The 25,712-nt window shown below is 69.2% G+C and carries 23 protein-coding genes and 4 pseudogenes; 15 read left to right on the top strand and 12 right to left on the bottom strand.

From position 1 onward, the window contains the following. Positions 1 to 455: 455 nt before the first annotated feature. Positions 456 to 926 carry a helix-turn-helix domain-containing protein gene (locus ACWGH1_RS09955; protein ID WP_453355463.1) on the top strand — a complete coding sequence of 157 codons (471 nt, stop codon included), beginning with the start codon at positions 456 to 458 and terminating at the stop codon, positions 924 to 926. Next, positions 812 to 1,249: a TauD/TfdA family dioxygenase gene (locus tag ACWGH1_RS09950; RefSeq protein ID WP_453355467.1), complete on the top strand. Its 438-nt coding sequence runs from the start codon at positions 812 to 814 to the stop codon at positions 1,247 to 1,249. The genes ACWGH1_RS09955 and ACWGH1_RS09950 overlap by 115 nt, the downstream gene beginning before the upstream one ends. Positions 1,250 to 1,272: 23 nt before the next feature. Here the strand turns inward: ACWGH1_RS09950 and ACWGH1_RS09945 are convergent. Then, a pseudogene (locus ACWGH1_RS09945) lies at positions 1,273 to 1,429 on the bottom strand (transposase); the annotation flags it as partial. Between the two features lie 278 nt (positions 1,430 to 1,707). Between ACWGH1_RS09945 and ACWGH1_RS09940 the strand changes: the two are divergent. The 5 genes and pseudogenes from ACWGH1_RS09940 (at position 1,708) to ACWGH1_RS09920 (ending at position 3,662) form a co-directional block, all read left to right on the top strand. Further along, positions 1,708 to 1,899, top strand: coding sequence for a hypothetical protein (locus ACWGH1_RS09940; protein ID WP_453355462.1), 192 nt, complete (start codon positions 1,708 to 1,710; stop codon positions 1,897 to 1,899). A gap of 314 nt (positions 1,900 to 2,213) precedes the next feature. Then, positions 2,214 to 2,480 (top strand): annotated as a pseudogene (locus tag ACWGH1_RS09935) (leucine zipper domain-containing protein); the annotation flags it as partial. 136 nt (positions 2,481 to 2,616) lie between these two features. Then, positions 2,617 to 2,922, top strand: coding sequence for a chaplin (locus ACWGH1_RS09930; RefSeq protein WP_453357847.1), 306 nt, complete (start codon positions 2,617 to 2,619; stop codon positions 2,920 to 2,922). A gap of 246 nt (positions 2,923 to 3,168) precedes the next feature. Further along, the gene (locus ACWGH1_RS09925; protein WP_453355392.1) at positions 3,169 to 3,429 is read left to right on the top strand and encodes a hypothetical protein; all 261 of its coding nucleotides are present in this window, start codon (positions 3,169 to 3,171) and stop codon (positions 3,427 to 3,429) included. Between the two features lie 53 nt (positions 3,430 to 3,482). Then, entirely contained in the window at positions 3,483 to 3,662 is a 180-nt protein-coding gene (locus tag ACWGH1_RS09920; protein WP_453355393.1) for a hypothetical protein, read from the top strand. A gap of 22 nt (positions 3,663 to 3,684) precedes the next feature. Here the strand turns inward: ACWGH1_RS09920 and ACWGH1_RS09915 are convergent, their stop codons facing one another. The 3 genes from ACWGH1_RS09915 to ACWGH1_RS09905 all read right to left on the bottom strand — a co-directional run bounded on the left by ACWGH1_RS09915 (position 3,685) and on the right by ACWGH1_RS09905 (position 6,237). Then, positions 3,685 to 4,389, bottom strand: coding sequence for an alpha/beta fold hydrolase (locus tag ACWGH1_RS09915; RefSeq protein ID WP_453355399.1), 705 nt, complete (start codon positions 4,387 to 4,389; stop codon positions 3,685 to 3,687). Between the two features lie 629 nt (positions 4,390 to 5,018). Beyond that, positions 5,019 to 5,414 (bottom strand): hypothetical protein, encoded by a 396-nt coding sequence (locus tag ACWGH1_RS09910; protein WP_453355394.1) that lies wholly within the window; start codon positions 5,412 to 5,414, stop codon positions 5,019 to 5,021. Between the two features lie 6 nt (positions 5,415 to 5,420). After that, a protein-coding gene (locus ACWGH1_RS09905) for an IS5 family transposase (RefSeq protein ID WP_453355400.1) occupies positions 5,421 to 6,237 on the bottom strand; the annotation gives its coding sequence in 2 pieces (ribosomal slippage) (positions 5,421 to 5,880 and positions 5,879 to 6,237; 819 coding nt in all). Positions 6,238 to 6,506: 269 nt separating this feature from the next. On the opposite strand from ACWGH1_RS09905, the gene ACWGH1_RS09900 reads away from it, so the two are divergent. Continuing rightward, a complete protein-coding gene (locus tag ACWGH1_RS09900) occupies positions 6,507 to 7,376 on the top strand; it encodes an IS5 family transposase (protein WP_453355395.1) in 870 nt (289 codons plus the stop codon). Between the two features lie 84 nt (positions 7,377 to 7,460). Here ACWGH1_RS09900 and ACWGH1_RS09895 read toward each other — a convergent pair whose 3' ends face one another. Next, a complete protein-coding gene (locus ACWGH1_RS09895) occupies positions 7,461 to 8,021 on the bottom strand; it encodes a hypothetical protein (RefSeq protein ID WP_453355396.1) in 561 nt (186 codons plus the stop codon). A gap of 255 nt (positions 8,022 to 8,276) precedes the next feature. Here ACWGH1_RS09895 and ACWGH1_RS09890 point away from each other — a divergent pair, with 255 nt between their 5' ends. Both ACWGH1_RS09890 and ACWGH1_RS09885 read left to right on the top strand, forming a co-directional pair. After that, positions 8,277 to 8,486 (top strand): hypothetical protein, encoded by a 210-nt coding sequence (locus ACWGH1_RS09890; protein ID WP_453355397.1) that lies wholly within the window; start codon positions 8,277 to 8,279, stop codon positions 8,484 to 8,486. Then, positions 8,480 to 8,626: a hypothetical protein gene (locus tag ACWGH1_RS09885; RefSeq protein ID WP_453355398.1), complete on the top strand. Its 147-nt coding sequence runs from the start codon at positions 8,480 to 8,482 to the stop codon at positions 8,624 to 8,626. The genes ACWGH1_RS09890 and ACWGH1_RS09885 overlap by 7 nt, the downstream gene beginning before the upstream one ends. Before the next feature lie 373 nt (positions 8,627 to 8,999). On the opposite strand, the gene ACWGH1_RS09880 is transcribed toward ACWGH1_RS09885, so the two are convergent. Continuing rightward, positions 9,000 to 9,866 carry a hypothetical protein gene (locus ACWGH1_RS09880; RefSeq protein WP_453408590.1) on the bottom strand — a complete coding sequence of 289 codons (867 nt, stop codon included), beginning with the start codon at positions 9,864 to 9,866 and terminating at the stop codon, positions 9,000 to 9,002. 477 nt (positions 9,867 to 10,343) lie between these two features. After that, positions 10,344 to 10,766 carry a hypothetical protein gene (locus tag ACWGH1_RS09875; protein ID WP_453357517.1) on the bottom strand — a complete coding sequence of 141 codons (423 nt, stop codon included), beginning with the start codon at positions 10,764 to 10,766 and terminating at the stop codon, positions 10,344 to 10,346. A 365-nt stretch (positions 10,767 to 11,131) separates the two neighbouring features. On the opposite strand from ACWGH1_RS09875, the pseudogene ACWGH1_RS09870 reads away from it, so the two are divergent. Both ACWGH1_RS09870 and ACWGH1_RS09865 read left to right on the top strand, forming a co-directional pair. Continuing rightward, positions 11,132 to 11,254: pseudogene (locus ACWGH1_RS09870) on the top strand (IS481 family transposase); the annotation flags it as partial. 182 nt (positions 11,255 to 11,436) lie between these two features. Further along, the gene (locus ACWGH1_RS09865; RefSeq protein ID WP_453408589.1) at positions 11,437 to 11,742 is read left to right on the top strand and encodes a chaplin; all 306 of its coding nucleotides are present in this window, start codon (positions 11,437 to 11,439) and stop codon (positions 11,740 to 11,742) included. 498 nt (positions 11,743 to 12,240) lie between these two features. Here the strand turns inward: ACWGH1_RS09865 and ACWGH1_RS09860 are convergent, their stop codons facing one another. Both ACWGH1_RS09860 and ACWGH1_RS09855 read right to left on the bottom strand, forming a co-directional pair. Continuing rightward, positions 12,241 to 12,873, bottom strand: coding sequence for a hypothetical protein (locus ACWGH1_RS09860; protein WP_453357753.1), 633 nt, complete (start codon positions 12,871 to 12,873; stop codon positions 12,241 to 12,243). 244 nt (positions 12,874 to 13,117) lie between these two features. Beyond that, positions 13,118 to 13,396, bottom strand: a complete 279-nt coding sequence (locus tag ACWGH1_RS09855) for a hypothetical protein (protein ID WP_453408588.1) — start codon at positions 13,394 to 13,396, stop codon at positions 13,118 to 13,120. A gap of 342 nt (positions 13,397 to 13,738) precedes the next feature. On the opposite strand from ACWGH1_RS09855, the gene ACWGH1_RS09850 reads away from it, so the two are divergent. Continuing rightward, entirely contained in the window at positions 13,739 to 14,950 is a 1,212-nt protein-coding gene (locus ACWGH1_RS09850) for a CAP domain-containing protein (protein WP_453357182.1), read from the top strand. A gap of 186 nt (positions 14,951 to 15,136) precedes the next feature. Here the strand turns inward: ACWGH1_RS09850 and ACWGH1_RS09845 are convergent, their stop codons facing one another. Next, positions 15,137 to 15,307: a hypothetical protein gene (locus tag ACWGH1_RS09845; RefSeq protein ID WP_453357181.1), complete on the bottom strand. Its 171-nt coding sequence runs from the start codon at positions 15,305 to 15,307 to the stop codon at positions 15,137 to 15,139. A gap of 186 nt (positions 15,308 to 15,493) precedes the next feature. Here ACWGH1_RS09845 and ACWGH1_RS09840 point away from each other — a divergent pair, with 186 nt between their 5' ends. Then, a complete protein-coding gene (locus tag ACWGH1_RS09840; RefSeq protein ID WP_453357184.1) occupies positions 15,494 to 15,625 on the top strand; it encodes a chaplin family protein in 132 nt (43 codons plus the stop codon). A gap of 366 nt (positions 15,626 to 15,991) precedes the next feature. Next, positions 15,992 to 16,255, top strand: a pseudogene (locus ACWGH1_RS09835) (MmyB family transcriptional regulator); the annotation flags it as partial. 121 nt (positions 16,256 to 16,376) lie between these two features. On the opposite strand, the gene ACWGH1_RS09830 reads toward ACWGH1_RS09835, so the two are convergent. Further along, positions 16,377 to 16,901, bottom strand: coding sequence for a DUF6193 family natural product biosynthesis protein (locus tag ACWGH1_RS09830; protein WP_453352854.1), 525 nt, complete (start codon positions 16,899 to 16,901; stop codon positions 16,377 to 16,379). A gap of 239 nt (positions 16,902 to 17,140) precedes the next feature. Further along, on the bottom strand, positions 17,141 to 25,645 hold the full coding sequence (locus tag ACWGH1_RS09825; RefSeq protein ID WP_453352855.1) for a ricin-type beta-trefoil lectin domain protein: 8,505 nt from the start codon (positions 25,643 to 25,645) through the stop codon (positions 17,141 to 17,143). Between the last annotated feature and the right edge of the window lie 67 nt (positions 25,646 to 25,712).

Genomic DNA, 25,712 nt, shown 5'->3' with positions numbered 1-25,712 from the left:
TGACTGAGACTGATCTTGTACGGGGTGGTCTCTCATGGTCGGTCCTGACATCGTGTTTCAGGGTGTACCCACTTGAGTGCCCCCCCCCGGGTGGCCTGTCCTCGGCGGGGTGCTGCCTGAAGTTCAAGTATCACTCTGGCGGGTTCCCACGCGACCCCGGCACTGCAATGCCGGGGTGCGGGCGATCGTCCCCGAGCCCCACGGCGCGACGCAAGACTGCGACCTCGGGGAAGAACACCAGATCATGGGCGGACGAGCGCGTCCCGCTCGACGCCTCGAGTACCGGGTCCCATGCGGACGGCGCGTTCACCGGCGACGGCCGAACCGGCCGCGGCCGGCACTCGCACCGTCCACGGTGAAACCACAGGTCGGCAGTATCGACAACCTCAACCCTTGAACCCAAGGGCCGATACGCTCTCTGGCCGTCCGCAGCCTACGGGTTCGCTAACGAGCTCGTGCATGGGTTGGCGGTGCGACGCTGCCTCTCGATCCCTGATCATGTTTGTGTGGTGGGGAACGGGGCTCGTGCAGCGATCATCAGCGACCGGAGGATCACATGGCTCTCGGCCGATGTGATCGCCGAACTCGTCGCCGAGGTAGGTCCGTTATGGCACGAGCGACACCAGGCGAGACTGGGATCCAGGCCACGGAAGCGGGCCGTTGGCGCGGGTGCACAGCACCGGCTGGTCTTCATCGACCGGCTCCTGGCCACGCTCGTCCACCTTCGCCACGGGGCCACTCACGACGTGCTGGCCTACTGGTTCGGCGTTGGTTCCTGCGCCTGGCAACGGCATTCGCGGCCGAGGTGGCCATCCCCTTCTCCCCCTTCCCGCGGTGGCCCCTGTGGAAGGACGGAGTCAAGATCGACAAGGATCCGGGAAAATCCAGCGGCATCGGTTACAACGCCTTCCACATGGACCTGGTGAACGCGACCCTGCCCCCGGACTACACCACGCTGCTGTGCGTCCGCCCCGACCCGCTCGGCGGCGGCCCCAGCATTCTCTCCGACGCGCACGCGGCCGTGACCCGGCTGTCGCAGGACCACCGCGCCGTGCTGGCCGAGTCGGCCTACCACTACGGGACCTTCTACGACCTGCACGGGGTCGGCCAGGAGTACAAGCCCTTCCCGATCCTGGACGGGAAACCGGGCGAGGGCTTCGTCCGGTTCACCGCCAAGATGCTGGAGAGGTCCGAACTCGGCCAAGAGCACGCCGACGCCGCCCGCGCGCTGGGCGGAGGAGCTCGTTGAGGCAGCGCGGGAGGAGGCGCTGTCCTCGCGCCGGCGGCATGCTGGTGGGCCCGCACTACGGTCGAGTCCACCGACACGTCCCAAGACGGTCTCCCACGGCCCGAACCGCTCCGGTAAGTCCCGCCACTGAACACCCGTCCGGACTCGGTAGAGGACCCCGTTGATCACCCGACGGCAGTCCCCGGGTCATGGGCCAAGGAAGTCACCTCGGGCGTTTCGCGCCCTTGTCCGCCCAGCTCCTGGCCGCCCTCGCCATCGACTGGGCCCAGTAGGCCGCCCCGGCATGCCGGCCCGTGCCGGCGGCCGTCACCTCATGTTCCGGATCCCAAGCTCCGATGGGTCCGGCCATTCGGCTTGAGATGGCCGGTGTCCGGGCAGGCGGCGAGACACCGAGGCGTCCCTTCCCTACCTTCGACGGTGTTCCTTGCCCGCTCGAAAAAGGTGGATGCGCGCGATCTGTGCGTTTTCTCGTCACCGTCCTCGCCGCCGGCATTGTAGTCCCCGGCGGTGCGTCCGCCACCAGCGCGGACGTGAATGTCAACTATCAGCCCCAAGACTCCTACACCTTCGTCTTCGGCGACTGGACCCAGGTCACCGGCGACGACCTCTTCAACGCCGGCCACGACAACACGGTCGGCTCGAAGAACTGACAGTGACAACCCGCAATGCCCTTGCCGGACGGCAAGGGCATTGCCCTGTGCTGCTTCCCGGGTCCTCGAAACCAGTGATGAAGCCAAGGGATGAAAGCCCGGTCCGGCGGGGGCGCGGCGAGGAGACAGGGCCCCAGGGGCCTGATGCGCTCGACCGGCGCAGGACGCGCCTCGACTCCGGGGCCCCGGAAGAGGCCATGCGGTGTGGAGTGTCCGCAGCGTGGCGGTGATGCGGTGTGGTTCTGTCCAGCGAGGTTGTGGACGGGTGCAGGTCACGGCTGAGGGATCTCGAACGGGTGAGGGCCCTCCGGTTCGTGTGGAGTGCGACATCTACACCGACCAGAAAGGCCCTCGCGGCACACCGTAACCCAGCCCTGACCGAGACCGGACGGCTGCGCCTTGCAGCGCTGCATGATCGAGGACAGCCGTCCGCTGCGCCGGGCCGCCGAACGCTTCCAGGCCTCACCCACCACCGGCGAGCGGTGGGCCGCCCGTTACCGCGCCCTCGGTGAGGCGGGCATGAGCGACCGGGGTCCTTGCGCCCGCACCACAGCCCCCGACCGCACCGCGCCCCGCCCCGCCCGCCGACAGGACTGAAGAGGTGGCCCGGGTCACCGATCCGGCCCAACCGCCGTAACCGGCCGTTCGCCCGTGCTGTTTGAAGGGTCGCACGTGCCGTACTCCCTGCGGCAGGTCCACATTCATGAGGAGATCTTGATGTCGCGTATTACAAAGGCCGTAGCGATTACCGCCTCAGCCGCTGCCATCCTCGCCGGGGGCGCCGGCCTGGCAGCCGCGGACGCCACGGCCGAGGGCGCTGCCATTGGCTCCCCCGGCGTCCTGTCCGGCAACGTCGTCCAGGTGCCCATCCACATCCCCGTCAACGTCTGCGGCAACACCGTCAACGTCGTCGGCCTCCTCAACCCCGCCTTCGGCAACGTCTGCATCAACGACGGCGGGCGTGAGAAGGAAGACCACTACAAGGCCGAGCACCACCACAAGGACCAGCACGGCGAGTACTGAGCACCACAGGCCTCTGGCCTGCCGGCAGCCACAGTGCCGGAGCCGACAGAGCACGTGATCCTCTGAACCAGCCGCACAGCACACCCCCTGAGGCTCCGGCCTCCCCGCACGTCCCGGGGAGGCCGGACCGCCACCCGCCACGGCACACAGTTCGCGCCCCGAAGGTGGGATTGCCCGCAACGTGCCACGCCGGCCCGGGCGGCGGCGCTGCGGTCGGCGGGTACGCCTACCGCTTCGGAGGACGTGATGGGACGAGACAAGCCCGGCAAGCCGCACAAGCAGAACAAGACCGGAAGGCACCCGCAGCACACCATCGCGCCCGCGGACAGCCACGCCCACGGCAACTTCTGCATCTCCGACGACACCACACACCCGGGCAGCGAGAACCGGCGGATCGACAATCGCCTCCTCAGCCAGGCCATCGGCACAGCCATGGACGGCTGCAACAGCTGCCACGACCCGCTGCTCACCCTCCTCGCAGGGGACCCGCCACCACCGCCCGCGTAGTCGAGCTGGCATGCATCGCCGTCCACCAGGTATACGGAGGGCTACCCGCCTCCATGACCCAAGACGACGCCGGCGGCACCGCCGGCCCCGAGTTCACGCGCATGGCCCGCAGGCCTCGACGGCGCAACGACGCGATGTTCACCGAATGCGAACACATGGCACCCGCCGAACGCCGCCACGCCGCGAACACCGCCCTCGACACCCTCGCCGACTTCATCAGCATCGACGCCTGAACGCCGACCCCTGCCTCCCGGTTCACCGCACGAGGAACCTCTCAATCACCGCCGCCAGGTCCTCTGGGCTCTCGTCCGGGGCGAAGTGACCAGCGTCGTTGAAGACCTCGAGCTGGGCGTTCGGATACCACTGCAGCCAGGTAGACCGCATGGTGTCGGGACCCATCGCCGGGTCGTTCGCACCGGCCACTACAAGAACCGGAGTCGGGTTTCCCTCAATCCGATTGTGGATGTCGGAGCCGCGCGTCCAGGATTCGAGGTACGAGTGCAGGGCCGCCGGGGAGGAGCGTTCCGAAGCCCTCACTCTGGCATCTAGCCATGCATCATCGTGACGACTGCCGGTGGTAACCTCGAAGATCGTCCTGCGGTTGCCGGACTCCTCCACGGCCCCGGCGAACAGCTCCCACATCTCTCCTTCGAGCGGGAACCCGGACGCGGGGACCGGTGAGATGCCAATGATCGAGCGGACCCGCGAGGGGGCGTCCAGCAACATCAGCTGGGCCGCCTTACCGCCCATCGAGTGACCGATGACCGAAAAGGTGTCCCAGCCGAGGTCGTCGCCGACGGCGAGGGCGTCCGCCGCGACTTCCTCCATGGTGTACATGCCGGGGGTATCCATTGCCTCGCCGTACCCACGGCAGTCCATGAACGCGTAGCTGAACGCCCTCCCGTTCAGGTGTCGCCGTAGTTGGTCGAAACTCGACCTGTCGCTGAGCCAGTGGTGCAGTGCGAGAACCCCTTCGGGCCCGCTGCCCTGTACCTCGTACGGAACTACTTGTCCTGTTACCTGACCTGTCACAGGGTTGGTTCTCCCCCTGCCGGCCGAGCCCAGAATCCCCTCCGCTGAGGCTTCGCCCCAACGGCGTAGCGGGCGCGAGCGGACGGCCGAAGGCAGTGAGACGCCACGCCCTTCCACCTATCCGCCCGAAAGCCTGCTTACCGACCGTTCCTGGTCCGCCTCCTCCCGCCCCGAGCGGAACCGCCAGGCAGGCGGGCAGGCGGGCAGGCGGGCAGGCGGGCAGGCGGGCAGGCGGGCAGGCGGGCCGCGGTCTCGTACCCGAACCCCCGGCCCACCAACCGCCCGCCCAGCACCGTGCCCGCCAGCACGCTGCCAGCGGCACCGCGCTGCCTGCCCGTCACCACCACCCTCGATCAAACCCCGGGCTCGGCGCCCGCCTCACGGGCGGCATGACACTGCACTTCTTCCGGAGGCCGCACCCGCTGCCCGGCCGTACGCCGACCGGGCTGCGGCCGGTACACGGCGCCCCGGTCCATGGTGGCCAGAGCGGGCTGCTCGGGCTTGCCGAGTCCAGGCGTTTACGTGGCAAGGGAATGACGGCCCGTCGGGGTGGGGCCTCAGTCGCGATCCTTATCCCACAGGCTTTCCAGCGCGAGCGCGCTCTGGGCGCCCGCCCGGGCCCGGACCGTGATCTGCCGGCACAACGCGTCCAACGCGGCCCCGTCGTCCGCGACGTACGCCTCGACCACCGCCCAACCCGGCAACCCGTCCACGCCCGGCAGGCGCACCAGGCGATGGTCACACCGGCCGGTGATCAACACGGCCAGCAACGCCAGGTACTCACGCTGCAAGTCGGAACCGAAGCCGTCAGCCTCGCCGTCGGGGCCGGCCAAGAGAGCGGGATGCCCGCCGGCCAACAGCGCGCACGTCGCGTCAGCAGCCCGGATCACCGCCTCGAACCCTCTCGCACCGATCCGTGCCCGCAGGCCCTCCAAATAGGTGCCGAGTAACAAGTCATCTCATTTGGTCAGCCTTCGGTAGCAGATGAGGATGCAGGCGATGCTGGTGAAGGCAAGGAAGTGTTCGGCCTTGCGTTCGTAGCGGCGGTGTAGGCGGCGGCAGCCGGCGAGCCAGGCCATGGTGCGTTCGATGGTCCAGCGGTGGCGGCCCAGTCGCTGCGAGGACTCGATGCCCTTGCGGGCGATGCGGTGTGTGATGCCGCGCTGACGTAACCATCTTCGCAGGTGGGCGTAGTCGTATCCCTTGTCGGCGTGCAGTTTGCCAGGCTTGCGCCGTCGGCGGCCGCGGCGCGAGCGGATGGGCGGTATACCGCGGACGAGGGGTTCGAGGGCCTGGCTGTCCTGGAGGTTCGCCCCTGACATTCCGACGGACAGGGGCAGACCGGTCCGCTCGGTAATCAAGTGGATCTTCGATCCGAACTTACCCCTGTCGACAGGATTCGTACCCGTCAGGTCCCCTTTTCAAGGCCCGCATGTTCACCGAGTCGATCGCACAGCGGGACCAGTCCAGCTCGCCACGGGCACCGAGCTCATCGAGGACCAGGCGGTGGAGTTTCACCCACACCCGCGCCTTCGTCCACTCAGTGAACCGCCGGTGGGCTGTCGCCCCCGACGGCCCGAACGACGCCGCAGGCAGCTGCTGCCAGGTACAGCCCGAAGTGGCGACGAACACAATCGCTGCCAGCACCTCCCGGTCACCATGCCGGCGCCGGCCACCGCCCTGAGGCCTCGACGGCGCCTCCGGCACCACCTGCTGGAACAGCACCCACAACTCATCCGGCACCAGCCGCTCAACAATCCCCGCCACGACCGACAGCCTACCCAAGCACCCAAATGAGATGACCTCTTAGAGGTCGTTTTACCCTGGATTGCAGGATTCTGTTGTGCTTCGTGAGGCGGTTGGTCGCGGTGCGGTGGTGACCATGGGTGGAGTCGGTGCCTGTGGAGCGGGTGGGGTGGCGGGTGGGGCGGGCTGGTTCTTGTTCCTGTCTCATCTCAGGATGTCCAGCCATGGGCGGCCCGCGTGCTTCCGGTGTCGCAGCTGTGCGCCTGGGCGCACTCGGTCCGCGGCAGTACGCAGGAACCATGACAATGCGACGCCCGTATCCGAGTGATCCGTCCGATGCCCGCTGGGAGTTGATCGAACCGGTGCTGTCCGCGTGGCGCTTCGAGCGCCGTGGCAGGGCTCTGGACTTCGGCCGGCCGCCGCGGCATGACCTGCGCGAGATCATGAATGCGATCCTCTACGTAGACCGCACCGGCTGCCAATGGGCTTACCTCCCGCATGACTTCCCGCCGCACCAGAGCGTCTACGGCTACTTCGCCAAGTGGGCGGATGAGGGCGTGTTCGCCCAGCTCAACGGCCTGCTCAGGCAGCTGCTGCGCGAGAAGGAAGGGCGGGGCGCGGAGCCGACGGCCTGCGTGATCGACGCCCAGAGCGTCAAGACCTCCACCAGCGTCCCCGCTGCCGGCCAGGGCATCGACGCCGGGAAGAAGATCGTGGGACGCAAGCGGAGCATCGTGACCGACACGCTCGGCCTCCTGCTAGCCATGCTGGTGACAGCAGCGAGCGTGCAGGATTCCGTCGCCGGCACCCGGTTGCTCGACCAGGTCGCCGCCGAACACCCCGCCATCCGCAAGGTGTGGGTCGACGGCGGCTACCGCCAGCACCTCGTCGAGCACGCCGCGACCCTCGGCATCGACATGGAGATCACCGCCCGCAAGCCCGGGACCAGGGGTTTCACTCCCATCCCGAAGCGTTGGGCGGTTGAGCGGACTTACGGCTGGCTCATGCTCCACCGCCGCCTGGCCCGCGACTACGAGACCCTGCCCACCCGCTCCGACGCCGTCATCCACCTCCCCATGACCGACCTCATGGCCCGCCGCATCACCAGCGAGAACACCATCTCCTGGCGCGCCCCAAAGAACGACACTGAACAACCCATCCCGGGATGAAACATCGGACGAAAACGACCTCTCAGCTCAGCGTGCGCGGCGGCCCAGTACACGATCGAGGTTTGCACGCCAAGTTGTCCTTGATCAATGACCGCTCCCTTTGTGCGTCTCACCTACGCCGAGGTCTAGGCGCATGGCCTCCCTTATGGACTTCAGCGGGGTCCACAAATCCTTCAGTAGACGCTTGGCCTGCTCAACGGTGTCGTTTGGCTGCGGGACACCACAATCGATGCGTCGCAACAACCCGTAGATGATGCTGATCAGGTCGTTCACGCTGCGGATCTCGTCAAGCACTGTGTCCGAGACGAGCATTTGCGCTTCGTCAAACTGGACCCGGTGGACACTCATGGCGGTGGCGGCGGTCTGGCGCACCTCGTCTGTCAAGGTACCGGTCGCCATGGCCTGGACGTAGTCAGCCAGCGCGTAACGGCAGCTGCGAGCCCCGCTGTTGACACCGATGTAGCAGTTGCGAAGGCTGTCAAAGCGCTGGCGCTCACTCTCGCGACTCAGCGTCCGAAGGGATGTGCGTTGGGCCAGGTAACCCGATGTCACGGTTCCGCCAACACCTGCAATGCCGACCAACAGAGTGGCTAGGGCTGCGTCCACCGGCCCAGTACAGCAGGTCATGCTCATCTCAGTATCCATGGCATGGCAACCTTGACGGTTCATCACACTATGCGCGTAATGAGTGCGCTCAGCCACTTGTCATTTGGTTCCTGTCCGTTACGGCGCCCCGTCTTGTACCGGCGAGCGCGGCTGCCGTTGCCCAGGTCCAGATCCCTGATCAGCCAGCCTTGGCCGGGGGGCCGGAGCCGGTGACCGGAAATCGCTCTATCGCTCACCGTGACTGATCGGATTCGCTTGGCATCCAGCCTGTCGATAGCCCAACGAGGAGTACTTGTGACCAGCAGCGACGAAGCGACCGTCCCGGCCGCCCCCGACGGAGTCCAGCTCGTTCCCATCCACATCAATCCGGTCGAGGTCCCCGCCGGCGTCGGTGCCCGTGACGCGCTGCTGCGGGCCATCGCCCAGGAAGCACAGCACCTCGCGGACAAGCTGCCCGGCCAGGCAAGGCCCTCGCCGACCTCGCCCAGGCTTACGCCTTGGTGACCGCCGGCACCACCGTGGTCGCCGACCCGGCCACCCCCTCGGGGCGCATGCTGTCCCTCAACACCAACGTCATGTCCCTCACCACCCAGAACTACCTGACTGAGACGGGATCAACGATGGGTGCAACGCCCGGGCGCTGAAGCACGCCCAACGGACCCGCCACGACAATCGCGTGGCGGGGCCGTCGAACCAGCCGCCCGGCACCCGGCCGTGGACGTCCCCGAAGTCGGCCTCCGCATCGCTTCCCGGTGCGTGGGTCTGCGGGACGAACATCTCTGCCGGCCCGCGGCCGGCCTCCGCTCGACCAGGAGGTCGTCCAGCCAGCCCTTCGGCGCCAGCCACAGCGCACCCGTACGCTCCATAACCCTCGCTGCCCCGGTGCTCCTTCCACGCTCGTCGCAACGTCAGGTCGTTCTGCCACGGGAAGGGTCAGTGGTGCTGGACTCGACATCCTGGGTCACGACTGCGGTGCTTTCTCGGATGCGGATGAGGAGTCCGGCGCCGGTCTCTGCTCTAGGTCCAGGTGATGGTGATGTGGCCGTGGCCGCCGTCGCCTCCGCCGGCGGCGCCGAAGAGGCTGCCGCCGCCTCCGCCGCCACGCCTGCCGTTGTCGCCGCCGCCTTCTTTGTAGCCGCTGCCGCTGCCGCCGCCGTCACCGCCGACGCGGTTGCCTCCGGAGCCGCCCCGGTGGCCGTCGCCGCTGCCACCTTTGTTGCCGGCGGTGACTTCGCCAAGCAGGTTGCACCGGTCGGTGAAGTCACCGCCGCCACCCCAACCGCCACCACCTCGCGATGCGCCGCCTCCGCCACCGCCCCCACCGCCGGCGGTGACGAACCCGTCGACGGTGGTTGCGCCTCCACCGCCGCCCGCGCCGCTGCCGTCGGCGCTGTGTTCTCCTCCCGTGCCGCCTGCTCCGGGGTTCTCGCCGGCGCGGTTGCCCGCAGGGGTGGCGCCCTGGCCGCCCACACCGCCAGCGCCGGACTTCCCGGTAGTGGCGGCGGTGGCGCCGCTGCCGCCGGCGCCGTTCGCCCCGGCACGGTTGTGGAACTTTCCGCCTCCGCCCCCACCGGCCACGAAGCCGCCGATGGTGCCGCCCGCGAAGTTCTTCAGTTCGCAGACAACCCGACCGCCACCGCCCCCGCCACCGCCACCGCCGTAGGCGCCGCCCCCGCCCCCGCCCGCGCCCATGGCGGTGATCGTGACCTTGGCGCCGGCCGGGATGCGAGGCGAGGTGAAAGCACCACTGGCCTCGCGCTCGAACTTCCCTCCGGCCGGTGCATGGGCACCAGCCGGAGCGGGCAGGGCCAGGAGACTGCCGACGGCCAAGGCGGCCGCGGCTGTCAGGGCGCGATAGGGGAATCGGGCGGTACGACTGTGCATGGGCTCCACCGTTTCAAGGCCAGGGGCGCTCGGGCCGGCCGGTTGAGTAACCGACCCCTCCGGGGCACCCAGACGGCCAACAGGCGACCCGGCATACAGGACACCACTACTCACTCCAACGAGGACATGCCGGCGGGCTGTCCTGTGTGCCCGAGGAAGCCGTTCCAGCCTCCGGCCGGACCTGGTGCGCGCATGCAAGGGAGTCTTAGGCGGCAGGGTCTGTCGTCAAAGTGATCTTGGGTTGTGGAAGTGGAACCCGGCGCCCACCCGACGAGACAGCCGGTCCACCAGCCCGCCCACCACGCGCCTCACAAGACGAAGCGGGCCGCCAGAGAATCCGACGGACCGTCACGCAAGATCGAGGCTAGCTGTTAGGAATCGGCCACGGCTCCGGGGGCTTTCGAGGCAGAAGCAGCGGCCGTCGTTAACCGATAACGGGCAAGGCCTCCCCGGTGGCAGGTGCCTTACTCCTCACCCTTATTTTTTTGGTAAATACCCCGCGTAAAGCCCAAGAGGCCCGTTGACGTATGTTCCCCCGGCCCCGAACGCCTGAACGTTTGAATTCGCGCCTGCTTGCTCACCGAAGCCGTAGACGACAGAGCCGGTGAAGCCCGAGAGGTCGGCGCTGGCGTACCTTGCGTTGACCTTCGCTGGACCCGCCGTGGCTGTCGTCGGGTCACACATCACCAAGGCGTAGGCGCGGGCAAGCTCCTCCAACGCTTTGGACGCCTGACCCTGGGACCTCTCCGCGAGATGCTCGGCCTCCTTGCCGATGGCTTGTAGCAGGGCGTCGCGAGCCTCGGCCGCAGCAGGCACCACCTTTACAGGGATCACCAGGGGGACCTGCTGGATTCCCTCCCCAACGACGTCGGCGGTGGGCTCTGTTTCACTGTCGGCCATATGTACCTCTTGGGCTTGGGATTAGGGTCTCGACCAGGCTAGGGTCGCGCGTGATGTCCCAGGGTAGAAATGGGTCTAGGAAATCGGCCATATTTGGCTGCTCGGCGATGCGTTGGCATGCCCGGTCGTGCGTCGTGCAACCCGGTGAGACAGCGATACCCGGAGCGAACCGGGGCGCTCTGGCGACGTCAGAGACCAGCGACTTCAACCACCTCGCTGAGCAGGCAGCATTCTGGCCGCACGATGATCCGAAACGGAAGCCCAAACTGTCGGTCTTGCCAAGGTGGGGCCTGGTCGAGGCGTAACCCCCTACCCATGCCGAGCGTCGTAGGTCGCCTCCTGTATCGAGATCGGACGGCTGTGCCTTGCAGCGCTGCGTGATCGAGGACGGTCGGTCGCTGCGCCGGGCCGTCGGACGCTTCCAGGTCTCACCCACCACCGGCGAGCGGTGGGCCGCCGGTTACCGCGCCCTTGCCGAGGCAGGCATGGGCATGCTGGGGGCGTTGTGGGGCCGTGTCAGAGGAGTGCGGCGCCTGTGGTGCCACTGCCACACCGGTTTGGGGTCACTGGTTCGGCCCATTGCCCGTGACGGGTGGGCGGCTCGGGGCGTTGTGGGGTGCGTCGTCCGTGCCGTTTTGCCCGGCAAGTTGTGAGAGCCAAGGAGATTTTGATGTCGCGTATCGCGAAGGCCGTAGCCGTTACCGCCGCCGCCGGTGCCGTCCTGGCAGGCGGGGCCGGCATGGCCGCCGCCGACGCCACTGCCGAAGGCGCCGCCATCGGCTCCCCCGGCGTGCTGTCCGGCAACGTCGTCCAGGTCCCCATCCACATCCCGATCAACATCTGCGGCAACACCGTCAACGTCGTCGGTGCTCTCAACCCGGCCTTCGGCAACGTCTGCATCAACAAGAGCGGCGATGACAAGGAAGACCGCTACAAGGCCGAGCACCACCACATGGACCAGCACGGCGAGTACTGAGCACCGCAGGCCCCTGGCCTGCCGGCAGCCGCAGTGCCGGAGCCGACAGAGCACGCGATCCTCTGAACCAGCCGCACAGCACAGAGGCGGGCGACCGGTTGGTCGCCCGCCTCTTGCATGCCTGGCCGGCTATGGGCAAGCCCCGCAACCCGCGGTGCCGCCCGTACGGCCGGCTCACCGGGCGCAGCCGGCGGCGGCCGCAGTCATGGCGCCGATACGCTGGCGCGACAGCTGCGTGCAGCGGATTCCACCTCCCGGGTGCCACTCCATCACCGGCCCGACCTCCCGCCCGTGCTCCCGACACCAGGAGACGGGCAACGACTCCCCCGCAGTCGTGGCGCTTGCACGCGCACGCCTCCCCCGGGCCGGCGTACGCGACCGCGTGGCGTTCCACGCCGACCGATCCCGCCGAGGCGGCGCCCCGCAGGCCGGCCGGCCGGCCGGCCGGCCAGGTGAGCGTGGGGCGCAGGCCACCGGATCCGGAACGGAACCGGTCCATCACCCGCACCTCCCCCATGACCGCCAACTGGCCGCTACCGGCGCGTTCAGCCGGCGCAGCGACGCCCCGAACTCGTCGGCCGCCAGCTCCGCCACCGTGTCCTCGTCCGTGTCGGTGGACCAGCCGGACAACACGTCCTCCCCGTTGGCGTCGTCGGCCAGGGTCAGCCACGGGTCATCGAGCCGGAACCTGTGTGTGGCGCCGTCGGGGCCGGCCAGCACCAGTGAGGCGACCGTGGGCCCCGTGGGGATTCCGATCTTGTCGTGGGCGAGGAGCCAGGTGACCACCTGGGAGCGGTCGAACTGCGGGTGCACGTCCGTGCCGGCGACCGGGTCGGGGAAGTCGTCATGCCGGCGGCGCCAGTTCACGACCGCCGCCCGGCCCACCCGGGCGATCCGCGCCACCTGCGCCAGGAACACCCGATCAGCGCCCGGGGCAATCGGGTCGAGGGCGGCGAGGGGGGAACGTCGGCCCGCCGCCACGGTGCGCACCGCTCGCCAGTCCACCGAAGGCCGGACCACCTCCAAAAGCGCGACGTCCCGGGCGTCGTACAGAGGGACCGTGGTCACCCCGCCCTGCCGCTTGTAATCCACCTCCACCGAGGCGACCGGGGACAGCCAACCCAGCCGCACCACCTGATCGAAGTCGGTACGGTTCAGGCCGGGCCCGGAGACGGCGCCGACCTCACGGGACGGGACTGGCCGGCGCAGAGTAGGTCGCTCCGGCCCGGTGGGCGAACCTGTGCCGAATGCGGCATCGTGGTTGTTGGGTGCAGCGGCTTTCCGAAATGCCGCGGACTGGGCGAGGGGAATGGCAGGTGAACATTCCCCCTTTGATTTATTCGCCAACCTTTAGGAGGGGCAACATGCCCCGGAGTCACGCGAGCACGCGCTGGGTCCTCGCGATCACGACGGTCTGGCTGCTCCTTTTGACGGGAAGCCCCTTCGCGCGGGCCGTTACGAATATCCAGCCGATCCGGCCGGGCACCTGGCAGACGATGGCGCCGAACACCGACGGGGCGACGGGTATCAGCACCGTTTCCCAGCGGAACGGCCACCTGGACGTCTTCTGGGTGGGACCCGACGGCTCGATCAGGTCGACCTGGTGGGACAGCGACCCGAACGGCGCCTGGGCCAAACACCAGCCGTTCAGCATCACCCCACCGAACAGCGCTGCTTTGAAGTCGGGTATAGCCGCGGTCTCCCAGCGGAACGGCCACCTGGACGTCTTCTGGGTGGGACCCGACGGCTCGTCAGGTCGACCTGGTGGGACAGCGACCCGAACGGCGCCTGGGCCAAACACCAGCCGTTCAACATCGCCCCCGCAAACAGTGCCGTCCCGAACTCGGCCATCAGCGCGGTCTCCCAACGGGACGGCCACCTGGACGTCTTCTGGATCGGGCCCGACGGTTCGATCAGGTCGGCCTGGTGGGACAGCGGTCCGAACGGCGCCTGGTCCAACCGGCCGTTCAACATCGCACCCCCGGACAGTGCTGCCTTGAATGCGGGTATCTCCTCCGTCTCGCAGAGGGACGGCCACCTGGACGTCTTCTGGATCGGCCCCGACGGCTCGATCAGGTCGACCTGGTGGGACAGCGGTCCGAACGGCGCCTGGTCCAACCAGCCGTTCAACATCACCCTGGGGCACAGCGCCGCCCTCAAATCGGCCATCAGCGCGGTCTCGCAGCGGGACGGACACCTGGACGTCTTCTGGATCGGCCCCGACGGCTCGGTCAGATCCCACTGGTGGGACAGCGGGGCGAACGGCGCCTGGTCCACTCACAGCCCGTTCAAGATCGCACCGCGGCACAGCGCCGCCTTGAATGCGGGTATCTCCTCCGTCTCGCAGCGGGACGGACACCTGGACGTCTTCTGGATCGGCCCCGACGGCTCGATCAGGTCGACCTGGTGGGACAGCGGCCCGAACGGAGCCTGGTCCAACCAGCCGTTCAACATCGCACCCCGGGACAGTGCTGCCTTGAATGCGGGCATCTCCTCCGTCTCGCAGAGGGACGGCCACCTGGACGTCTTCTGGATCGGCCCCGACGGCTCGATCAGGTCGACCTGGTGGGACAGCGGCCCGAACGGAGCCTGGTCCAACCAGCCGTTCAACATCGCACCACAGGACAGTGCTGCCGTGCCCGGCGGAAGCACCCCACCCCAGCCGAACCCGCAGAATCCGCCCGCACCCTCGGAGGAGCAGCGGTTCCTCGACCTGATCAACAGTGCGCGTCAAAAGTTCGGGTGTGTCCCGCTGAAGGCCGATCCGAAACTCACGGAAACCGCGCGCGCCCACAGCAAGGACCTGGCCGGCAACCCGAACCTCACGGCTACGGGCACCGAGAATCGCGGTCACGTGGGCAGTGACGGCTCGCTGCCCTGGGACACGAATGGCGGCGCGACCACCGGGCGCATCCACGGGGACCTGGGCGCATCGGCTGCCCAAGCCCAGGGGGAGAACGTCCACTGGGGCAAGGGAGACACCTTCGACAAGGCGATGGACGACTGGGTGAACCACGACGAGGGGTCCAAGTGGGGCCACAAGTACAACATCATGGGCTGCGACCCCGATGACCCGAAGAACCCCTACTCCAACGGTGACATCTCGCGCTACAACCCCCCGCCCACCGTCAACTACAAGCTGGTCGGAGTCGGTATAGACCAAGCCGCTGACGGCACCGTCTACATCACCCAAGACTTCGCAGGCTGACTCCCTCGGTCGGGCGTGCATCCGCCACGTTCCCCGCACCAAAGCCCCCGGCCCTGGCGTCGAGACAGACGCCGGGGTCGGGGGAGCGTACGCGGGCAGGGGCGCCGCTCGGGCGGGGGCCGGGCCGCCAAGGCGGAGATGAGGACGCTCACGGCCGAGTCGTCCGTGGGCGTCGTTGGGCGTCGGTCAGCTCCGCTGCATGGCCTTGAGGTCGCCCAGACTCAGCTCGTTCGTGCCTCGTTCGGCCGCACCGCTCTGGGTGCAGGCGAGGATCGCAGGGTGCGCCTTCTCGTACGCGGCGTCGGCGGCCGTGCTCTGACCGTCGCTGTCGGCGAGCTGCGTGAGGTAGGACGCCAAGGCATGGAGCCTCCGACTGAAGAGGTGGCCCGGGTCACCGATCCGGCCCGACTGCCGTAACCGGCTGCCTGCCCGTGCTGTTTGAAGGGTCGCACGTGCCCTACTCCCTGCGGCAGGTCCACATTCACTAGAAGATTTTGATGTCGCGTATCGCAAAGGCCGTAGGTTACCGCCTCAGCCGCTGCCATCCTGGCCGGCGGCGCCGGCCTGGCAGCCGCGGACGCCACGGCCGAGGGCGCTGCCATTGACTCCCCCGGCGTCCTGTCCGGCAACCGGCTACCGCTGGATCGACATCAAGAGGTTCCGGCTCCCCTCTGACTCTCCCGGTGATCTCGACGTGATCGCGGCCTTGATCGCCAATGTCCAGTTCCGCGACGACTACGCGGGAGGCGGCGTCGACCCGGACGGCACGCGCCATGGCCCGTACTGGACGCACGAGGTCACCGTCGACGCCTACCGAGCCAACACCCGGGACGACGCGGCCAAAACCCTCCAGAGCTGGGCCGCCCAACATGGCCCGCTTCCGAGCTCCCTGGAAGACGTTCTGGCACGTGAGGTCCACCCCACCGTCCGGGCGGCTACCAGTTGCTACGAGCTCTCGAATTTCGGCCCCGCAGCGTTCCACGACTGGGGAGGGGTGCACATCAATCTTGTAAGAGCCCAGTTGTCGTCTATAGAGCCACGGAACCGGCGTGGTAGGCGCTGCTGGCACGGCTGGAGGCCCGCTCGCCGGAGTACCGGGAGCTGTGGGCGCGGCACGAGGTGGTCGGCCCGGCCGGCAAGACGAAGTTCATCCGCAACGAGCACGTGGGACTGCCGCACGTGGAACACACCAACCTGTGGCTGGGCCCGGCGGCGGGCCCGCGGCTGGTGGCGTCGCTGCCGATGGCCGAGGAGACCCGCGAACGCCTGGAGCTGCTGCGGCGCCTGTCGCCCGCCGCGGCCTGAGCGCGACAGCGGCCGCCTTCGATGCGGACGGGCTGGGCGACAATCCTGGCGGCGAACGCGCAGGCCGCCCGCCGTGCGAAAGATCGCGGGGCGGGCGGCCTGCGGCTACGGGTCCGATGGCTCAGTCGTCGGACAAATCGTCCGCCGTACCGGCGACGGCCGGACCGTAGGACGCCGGAAGCTCCCCGGCCACCATCGCCACCGCGGCACGAGCCGAATCCGCCTCGGACACCGAGCCGTCCCGCAGGAGCACGGTGTATCCGCTCTCCCCGGCCGGCCTGATGCCCGGAGCATCCCGGGTGAACGGATATCCCGTCGTGCGGCTGAACCCGAGATCGGAATGGGTCAGGTAGGGGAACAGAGCGGCGAGCCGGGGGACGAGACGGGCCTCGTGCGCCAGTGCGGCGATGCGGGGATCCGCACTGCCCTCCAGCCGGTCCCAGGCCGCCTCGACCTCCCTGCCCTCCTCGTACGCCTCGGCCAGCTCCGCCAGTTCCATGAACGGAAAGGCGGATGCCAATTCACCGAGCCGTGCCCCGGAGGACCACAGCGACACCGCACGCACCATGGCGTCGAGGTCCTCCGTCTTGCCCGAGGCGAGCTGTACCCCACGCCCCCAGATCCGGCCGAGGAAGACCCTGCGCACGCCTCCGAGGGAAATCTGAAACTCCCCACCGGGCGCCGGGAACATCCCGTACAGCTGGCGCTTCCTCCCCGCTACCTCGCGGACCTCCAGAGGCCCGGCAGCCAGTTCCCGCGACCTCGTCAAGAAATAGGCTCCGAGGCCTCCTGCCGTCCGCAGCTCCGGAAACAGCACCGGGTCCGGCCTTGCCTCCTCCGGGTCGTCCACCATCATCCCGCGCTCCGCATCATCGTTGTCGGTCATCACTGGCCCGCGGCCTTCCGCAGCTCCCTCCAGTCCGGCTCGTCGGGGAACACCTGCTCTCCATTGGACCACCACTCGATCTTGGACCAGGGCCTCTCGCCCTCTTCCCCGAAATGAGCCAGATAGGCGCTCTTTCCGACCACGCTCATCTCCCAGACCGTTCCGAGGCCCGACCCGTTCTCAGCGGCCTTGTTCTTGCCCGCCTTGACGCCCGCGATGTAGGCCAGCCGGAACTGTTCCTCGTGGGTGTCGCCGCGCAGGCCGTCCAGCAGGACGGAGAGCCTGACCTTGGTATTGGGAACGTCGGCCAGCACGCCCGTCTGCCAGAGCGGGGTGCCCGCCGGGGCGTCGCCGTACTTCTTGTGGTTGTACGTTTTGGCCCCGATCTCCCCGGCCAGGCTGTCCGCCCCCGGGTTGATCCCGAGGACGAGGTGGTCGCCGCCGGCACCGCTCTCGCCACAGGTGTTGTGCACCAGTACCGGCGTGGTGCCGGCCAGGACGTAGAACGTGTGCAGGCCGTCGACGGTCAGGTTGTAACGGGTCGCCTTGCCCGCAGTCCGCCGGACCTCGACCACGCGAAGCGTGCGGCCGTCCCGAGTGACGAGCGCGTGACCCGGGACCAGGGCCGCGGCCGGGACCCAGCTGTGGGTCGTCGCGTCCCAGAAGGGGTGTTCCGAGGTGGTGTGGACGGCTTCCACGTCACCCGGGGACAGCTCGACGACGACGTCGACCAGATCGCTGTCGTCGTGGGCCCAGGTGGCCACGACCGTGCGCCCGCCGGCGTCCTGGCCGCTGTCCGGGTCGGCCGCCTCCACCGCATCGCCCGGGACGACCTCGGCGATCGGCTTGGTGCCGCCCCCGTCCAGCAGGACGGGGGTGTCCGGCGAGAAGCTGCACGTCGTCCCGGAGTTGCCGGTGACCGGCTCGTCCGCGTGGGCCGTGGAGGCCGCCGCGGATTCCGCGGCCTGCTGGTTCGTGCCCTTCTTGGGGGCCGCCGTGTTGGCGCCCTCCGCGTCGTGGGCTGCTTCCTTCGCCGCGCCGCCCGCGGAGCCCGCGCCCTTCGATCCCGCCGCGCTGGACTCACCGGACGGCTTGACGCCCCGTGAGGAGTCCTCACGGGCCCCTTCGGTGAGCCCCTCTCCTCCTGGGCCGGGACCGCAGTCGCCCAGCAGCGCCCCGCAGGTCGCCACGAACGCCGCGGCCGCGCCCTCGGCACATGCGGGGCCGAGCAGGCCGCCCGACTCCGCGGTGCAGGCGACGACCGCGACGACGATCACCACCACCACCAAGGCCACCACGACGTACGGTGCGGCCTTCTCGACGTAGTGGCCGACGCAGCCCCAGAAGCCCGAGCAGCCTCCGCCCCCCTTGTGGCCGCCGCTGGACGTCTTCGTCGTGACCGTGGTCGTGGTGACGGTCTTCTTCGGCGGCGGCGGCGAGCCCCCGCAGTCGATGACACAGACGTTCATGGACGGGTCCAAGTACCAGTTGTCCATGCCGCTGGCGTCGCTGCCGCTGGCCGGATTGTCGGCCGCGTAGGTGTACCCGCCCATCTGATTGGGGTCACCGGCCTGGAAGACCGGGTCCGGGCTGAGGAAACGGCCCGTCGTCGACTCGTAGTTGCGGGCACCGAGCAGGTTCAGCCCACTGGAAGCGTCCAGGGGCTGCCCCAGGAACCCCCTGTTCTCGTCCGCGGAGACCCACGAACCGGGTTTCGTACCACGTGCGTTGCCGTACGGGTCGTAGGCACGGCGCGTGGCCAGCAGGCTGCCCGCGTCCACGGAGACGGTGGGCGTGCCCTGGGCGTTGCCGATCTGGTAGCTGACGGCACCCGAGCTGGTGCGGGTGACCGTGGTGCCGTCGGGGCCCGCGTAGTGGCGCAGACCCGTCCAGGTCTTCGCCGCCACGTTCAGAGTGATCTGCTCCGCGCCGCCGAAGAGGTACAGGACGCGGGTCTTGTCCGTCCCTCCCGCGCCGCCGGTCTGCATGAGCAGCTGCCCGTCGGCGTCGTACAGGTACTTGCTGGAGGACGTGGTCGTGCCGGTGCCCGTGGTGACCGTGGCCGTACGGCCCTCGGGGTCGTAGGTGAGGGTCTGGGTCTGCCCGGCCGGAACAGAGCCCGTGGACGCCGCCTTCCACACCTGTCCGGCGCCGCCGCAGGTGGCGAGGGTCAGCTGGGTTCCGGCGGTGGCGTTCGCGGCGGGGTCGGTCAGGCAGACCGCGCTGTTCGCCGCGTTGACCACGGTGCCGGTGGTGGTCGCCTTCCACTTCTGGCTGGCGTCCGCACTGCAGGTGTCGATCACCACCAGGGTGCCGGGCGCCGTCGCGTTGGCGACCGTGTCCAAGCACATGCCGAGCACCCTGACGGTGCCATCCGTGCCGATCGCCCAGGTCTGCGCCGTGCTGGTGCCGCTGCACGCGCCGACCTGGACCTTGGTGCCCGCCGCGGCGGCGCCGCCCGCGGTCTCGATGCAGAGCTTGCCGCCCCCGGCCAGGGCGAAGCCGGTGGTGAGCGGTCCCGTGGTGGTGACCTTCCGGCTCATGGTGTTGCCGGCGTTCTTGTTCCCGTACGCCGGATCGGTGTACGAGTTCGCCCAAGTGGCCGAGCCGTCGGCGGGGCTGCCCCCGGTTGTGGCGCCTGCCTGGTTCGGCAGGGTCGAAGCGGCGGTGCCGTTCGTGCCGGCGTAGGCGATGGACTGGGTGGTGTCCGCCAGGGCGTTGCCGCCCGGGTCGTGGTTGACCATGCCGGTGCGGTCACCGAGCTGGTCGAAGGTGTACGTCTGCCAGTACGGGGCCGGGCCGCCGACCGTGGTGGTCTTGATCTGGCCCGAATTCGTGGTCTTCACACGGGTGGTGGTGCAACCGCCGATCGCGCCGACGGGCGCCGCCGAGGGGGAGGTGATGCCCGCGGTGTCCGTCCAGGCCTGGGTCAGGCGCTGGAAGGAGTCGTAGGTGAAGCACTGCGTGTCGTGCGTGGTGTTGTTCTGCAGGTCGTCGATCGCGGTGATCTCGCCGACCTGGTTGTAGCGGTAGTCGACGACGTCGAGCGCCGTCGCCGAGGTCTGCACCATGCTGCTGGTCTGCGTGGTGCGCCCGGTGGTGCCGTCGTACTGAGCGAAGGTGGCGAGCTGCTTGCCACTCGCGCCGTAGTTCGTCTGCTTGGTGCGGCCGAACTCGTCGTGCACGGCCGCCGCCAGGTAGGCGGGGGTGTTGGCCGCGGAGATGTACCCGCCGAATGCGGACAGGGCACCCTGCTGGGTGTAGCCGTAGTCCACGTCCTCGGCGGGGAGGTTGCCGTCGGCCTGGTAGTGCGTGGTCGACAGCAGGCCGGTGGTGGGCGTGTAGTCGACGCTCGTCCCGTAGGTGACGGTTCCGCTCGCGGGAGCGGCGGACTGGCCCGGCGCGGCGAAGCCGTCCGAGGCGGGGATCGTCACGGTCGTACCGAGGGGCTGGTAGACCGTGTTGTAGCCGGTGACCGCCTGGGTGTAGGCCTTGCCGGAGGCGCCGCCCACATACCGCGTCGAGGAGGTCGCGTACCCCTTGGCCAGGGTGTCGTACAGCCAGCTCGCCTGGAGTTTGGCCGGGTCGGGGGTGGCCGACCACGGGCCGGTGTACTCACCGGTCCTGCGGTTGCTCCAGTCGTAGGTGTAGGACATGGTCTGGCCGCGGCTGTCGGTGGCCTGGACCAGGTTGCCCGCGAGGTCGTACTTGTCGAGCGTCGCGGTGCCGGTGTTCGGGTCCGTCTGCGAGAGCGTCCGGCCTAGCGGGTCGTAGGTGGTGGACCAGGTATTGCCGGCGTTGTCCTTGATCGTGGCGGGCTGGCCGGCCGGTGTGTAGGTGTAGCTCGTGGTGGAGCTCGCCGCGGGGACCGCGTTGGCCGTGCCCTGTCGCCAGAGCACGGTGCTGTTGTCGGCGGCGACCACGACGACGGTGGAGTCGGCCCGCGTCCGGAAGGTGGATCCGGTGGACGCGGCAAGGCCGGTGGTCCACTTGGAGACGTTCGAGGTCGTGTAGACCGCGAGATTGCCGTCCGTGCCGAACTTCGCGTAGGCGCCGGGGTTGCCTGCGGTACCGCTTGCCCAGATCTGCGCGCCGGTGGCCAGTGCGGTCAGGACCAGGTTGCCGTCCGCCTGCATGGTGAGGCGCACGCTGTTGGAGGCGAGCGAGGTACCGGAGGGGATGACGTCCCCGCCGTGCAGGGTCACCGTGGCGTCGGTGTTCTTCACCACGGTGCGGACGGTCTGGCCGATCGCGTTGGTGAAGGATGCGGTGGTGCGTCCACCGGCGGGGGACGTGCTGTCCGTCTCGTCCGCGCCCGGGTAGCTCGTGGAGGAGTGCCACTGCTCGACGGCCTGGTGCCAGAGCGTCGAGGTGAGGGCACGCCCCAGGCCGTCGTAGGCGGTGGTGGACTCCGACGGGATCTGGTTCTCGTTGGCCGCGAACAGCGTCCCGGTCGGCGAGGCGCCCGGATCGTAGTACGCGGAGTACGAGGTGACGGGCCAGCCGTGCGAGTCGTAGAAGGTGTCGGCGACGATCCGGCCGGTGTCGCTGTCCCCCTGCGGGGTGCTCTGCACCTGGCGTTGCTGGAGCATGCCGTCGTAGAGGGCGACACTGACGGAGTACGTGCCGTCCTCCCGCAGCGTCTTCGAGGTGACCGCCGAGGGCGCGCCTGGCTGGGTGACGGTGTCGCCCGGAGCCGCGACGGCGCCCGCGTTGATGGAGTAGGAGAAGGTGCGGTCCGGACTCTTTCCGGCGCTCTTGTCACGTCCGGGGAGCCACACCGAGGTGCGGCGGCCGAGGGCGTCGTAGGCGATCTCGGTCTTGCGACCGTTCGCGTCGGTGTTCTGCATGGCCAGGCCGCGCAACGGGGAGTGGGTCGAGGACACCACCCAGTTCTGGCTGTTGGTGGTCCTGATCGTGGTGGGGGTGACGTTGTTGCCCGCACTGCTCCATGCGGGGACGAAGTCGGTGTGCGTGTTCTGCCCGGTCGCGTCGAGCGCGTCCGTGACCCGGCCGATGCCGTCGTACTTCATGGCAGCGGTGGTCTGCCAGTTCTCGGTGCTGCCGGTGAACCCCGTCGCGATCTGCACACCGGTGGCGGCGGCGGTCGCCGACACCTGGCCGAAGGTGCCGAGTCCGGCGAGGCTGCCGTCGCCGGCGTAGAAGACCTTGCGGTCCGAGAGCAGGTTCGCCGCGGTCGCGGCGGCGCAGGGGCCGCTGACCGAGGTGACCTGGTCGGGGTAGGAGATCATCCGCGGGTTGCTCGGTGGAGCGTTCGCGTACGCCGTAGTCGTGCACCGCTCCTGGGAGGGGTCGCTGACGTCGCCGTGCGCGTCGGTGGTGGAGAGCCGGCCCTGGGCGTCGTACGCCGTGTCGGTCCGGGTGTGGCGCCAGGTGCCGTTGGCGAGCTTCTCGTAGCCGTGCGTCTGGCTGTTCTGCATCCGGTACGCGGTCAACGCCGGCAGCGTGGACAGCGCCGGCTTGGTCTCACCGGGGTGTTCGGTCTGCTCCCAGCCGCTCCAGGCCGTCTGCGCGCTGCTCGCGACGCTGGTGTAGGTGAAGGGAGCGCTGATGTCGGTGGCGACGACGGTGCCGCCGGCCGCCGTGTACGTGTCGTTCTGCAGTTCCGTGCCGGCCAGCTGGTCGGAGTCGGTGACCGTCTGCACGACGGCGCCGCCCACCCTGGCGTCCAGGGTCACGCTGCGGCGGCTGCCGTCGGCCTTGTAGTCCCCGTCCATGCCCTGGAGGTAGGTGGACACGGTCTGGGTGACGGGCTCGGGGGCCCGGCCCGTCTGGACGGTGACCGTGCGGAAGCCGCGGAACTGGTTCCACGTGCGGTACTGGTCGTCGCTGTTGGGCGAATCGTCGCGGTGCCAGGCCGCGCCCGCGTACGTGTACGTGGAGACGCGCGAGGCAGACCCGGCGGGTGCCGCCTTGCCGTCGGGCCGGTAGGCGGAGGCGATCGTCAGGTCCGAGGTGGTCACCGTGCTGACGGTGACCTTGTTGAACCAGTCTGCCGTCGGCTTCGAGGACCCCGGCACGCTCCAGTACGCGGGGTAGCAGGACTCGGTGTTGGAGTCCGCGGCCGCGAAGGTGAGGATCTTGCCCTGGCAGGGCGCCTGGTTGTAGTCCACGGCGATGGATTCGCCGGTCTCGGTCTGGATGCTGGACATGCGCGGGTGGTACAGCGGAGGGGCCGAGGGCATCACGTCGTTGACGCGGTTGTCGATCTCGGTGCCCGTGAATGCCACCTTGTTCAGGGTGATGTCGCTGTTGCCGTTGCCGTAGGTGTCCTTGCCGGTGTGCTGCACCGTCTGGAGCCACATCACCGCCTGCAGGAAGCCCGAGTGCGCGGGGTCCACGGAGGTGCCGGTGACCGGGTCGACCGTGCCGCCCGCGTCGGAGAAGACGTGGGCGAGGTGGTAGGAGTCGACGGGGACCAGCTTGTCCGTCGTGGCGTCCTTGACGTGGACCTGGGTGGTGATGCTGTCGAGTCGCGTAGTCGACCAGAAGGTCGGGCCCGCCGTCACGCAGACGTCCGTGGGCACCGTGGTGGCGCCGTCCGGGATGGTGGTCTTGTCCGTGGAGTCGCAGTGAAGGTCCCACGGGGTGTCCGGCCAGTGCGAGGCGTTCTCGTCCTTCAGGTTGCCCGCAGAGCAGTCGGTGAAGGTGCTCGTCGTCTGGCAGCGCTGCTTGGAGTTGAAGACCACCTGGGCCGACGGGGTGCGCTTGGCCAGCGCGTCGGCGACCGTGTAACCGTAGGAGATCGAGGCGAGGGTGCCACCGCGGGTGTACGGGGTGAGTGTGCCGAACTTTCCGTCGTCGGCCTGGCCGCCGCCGAGGCTGTAGTAGTTCGACTCGCTGGTGTAGTCGTACCGCTGGACCAGGCCGTTCGGCGAGACGACGAAGTCAAGGTTCCAGCGCCAGCCCTCCGGCTTGGCGCACCGCGAGGCCTTGCCCTTGGCCGAGTCATAGCAGGGGTCCGCGGACTCCGGGTGGAGGACCGGCAGGCCCCAGGCCGAGTTGGTGCTGTCGTCCGTGGGAGTGCCCGACTGCGGGACGCCGGCGGCTACGCCCGAGGGGGCGTGGGTGGAGCCGAAGTAGGCGGCGGTGCCGTCGGACGACAGGACACGGAAGTAGGTGCCGTCCTGGAGACCGTTGGCCGCGCCGGACATTTCCTGGACGATCGTTCCGTCGTCGCCGCGCAGCTGCCACTGGCGCAGTTCGCCTGGAACGTTCGGGTCCTTGGCGATGGGCACGAGTACGCCGGAGTGCGGGCCGAAGGAGATCTGGGCGTTGGCGCCGCTCCAGCACTGGTCACCGGAACTCTTGAGGACCTTGTCGCCGGCGGAGTCGCGCAGAGTGCCGCAGCCGCGGTACGTGCGCTCGACGAAGCCGGGGTCGTAGCTCCAGCCGTCACCGATCCAGGTGGACTGGGAGTTGCGGGCCGAGGTCTCGCCGTCCACGGCCTGCGAGTCGTAGGCCAGGCCGACCGACGGGGCGTTGCCACCGAGGCCCGCCGGTACGCTGATCGGGTACGAGTAGGTGAAGGCGCCTGCGCCGCTGGCCTGCCAGCTGCCCGAGGGGTTCAGCGAGGTCGCGGAGTAGTCGCCCTGGGAGCCGCCACTGCCGGAGGTCACCGCGAGGGTGGTGGACTCGGCTGCCGCGGCCGCGGTCGCCGCCGTGGTGGAGAACGAGGCGTACGTCGCCCCGGTCACCGAACCGGTCGCCGCCGCGGGCTTCGCCGCCGGGGCGGCCGCCTTCAGCTCGACCCTCGCGGTCAGCTGATCGGCCGTCGCGCGGTTCTCGAACTCGATCGGTGTCTGGGTACGACACTCGGCGCGCTGCGGGGTCGTCAGAGCGCAGGCCGGCAGCTGCACCAGCTGGAGGCGGGAACCGTAGCCGCCACCGTACGCCTTGGCGAGCGCGGCGTAGTCCACGACGACCTGCACGGGAGCGGCAGCGGTGGCCGGTCCGGCCTGCGCCACGGAGAGCAGCATGCCGTTGGCGCCAGCCTTGAGGGCCCGGTCGTGCGAGGCCACCTCGACGCGCACGGCGGCGTCGGACGCGGCCGGGGCCTGCCCCTGGGCGCCGACGGTGGCGGGGTGCACGGAGGCCACCCATACGGGCAGCGCGCCGGCCTTGACCGGCTTGCCGGTCGGCTCGTTCTTGTTCGTACCGTCGGCGGCCGCGGGCGCGCCGGCCGCGAGCTGGACGGTTGCCTTGCCGGCCTTGGGCCACACCGGCGCCGCGGCCTGGTACGTGCCCAGCGGCTTGAAACCCTCCGGCTGACCCGCCGACTTTCCGGCGGTCAGCTTGTGGCCGGCCACGCCCGCGGTGGCGGGGACCTTCTGCGGCTTCCACACCTTGCCTACGAAGTGGTAGTCCCCGGCTTGGCCGCCGCGGTCCTCCCAGTCGGCCTTTCCTGCTCCGAGCATCCCCAGGTCGAGTCCCTGGGTGAAGACGACCGGCAGGAGCAGTGCGAGGGCGGCGACGATCGCCAAACCCGCAATGCGTCTGCCGTGCCATATCCGGAATCTGACGGTCGCGAACCAGCGACGCCGTCGTGCC

This window comes from Streptomyces sp. NPDC054883, assembly GCF_053610645.1.
This window is presented reverse-complemented; position numbering and strand designations above follow the sequence as displayed.

Bases quoted from the DNA above. Each gene is read 5' to 3' on its own strand.
- ACWGH1_RS09925 (WP_453355392.1), top strand. From the start codon at position 3,169: ATGGGACGAGACAAGCCCGGCAAGCCGCACAAGCAGAACAAGACCGGA.
- ACWGH1_RS09920 (WP_453355393.1), top strand. From the start codon at position 3,483: ATGACCCAAGACGACGCCGGCGGCACCGCCGGCCCCGAGTTCACGCGC.
- ACWGH1_RS09880 (WP_453408590.1), bottom strand. From the start codon at position 9,866: ATGCACAGTCGTACCGCCCGATTCCCCTATCGCGCCCTGACAGCCGCG.
- ACWGH1_RS09930 (WP_453357847.1), top strand. From the start codon at position 2,617: ATGTCGCGTATTACAAAGGCCGTAGCGATTACCGCCTCAGCCGCTGCC.
- ACWGH1_RS09865 (WP_453408589.1), top strand. From the start codon at position 11,437: ATGTCGCGTATCGCGAAGGCCGTAGCCGTTACCGCCGCCGCCGGTGCC.
- ACWGH1_RS09875 (WP_453357517.1), bottom strand. From the start codon at position 10,766: ATGGCCGACAGTGAAACAGAGCCCACCGCCGACGTCGTTGGGGAGGGA.
- ACWGH1_RS09900 (WP_453355395.1), top strand. From the start codon at position 6,507: ATGACAATGCGACGCCCGTATCCGAGTGATCCGTCCGATGCCCGCTGG.
- ACWGH1_RS09855 (WP_453408588.1), bottom strand. From the start codon at position 13,396: ATGCTGAACGGCTGGTGTTTGGCCCAGGCGCCGTTCGGGTCGCTGTCC.
- ACWGH1_RS09895 (WP_453355396.1), bottom strand. From the start codon at position 8,021: ATGGATACTGAGATGAGCATGACCTGCTGTACTGGGCCGGTGGACGCA.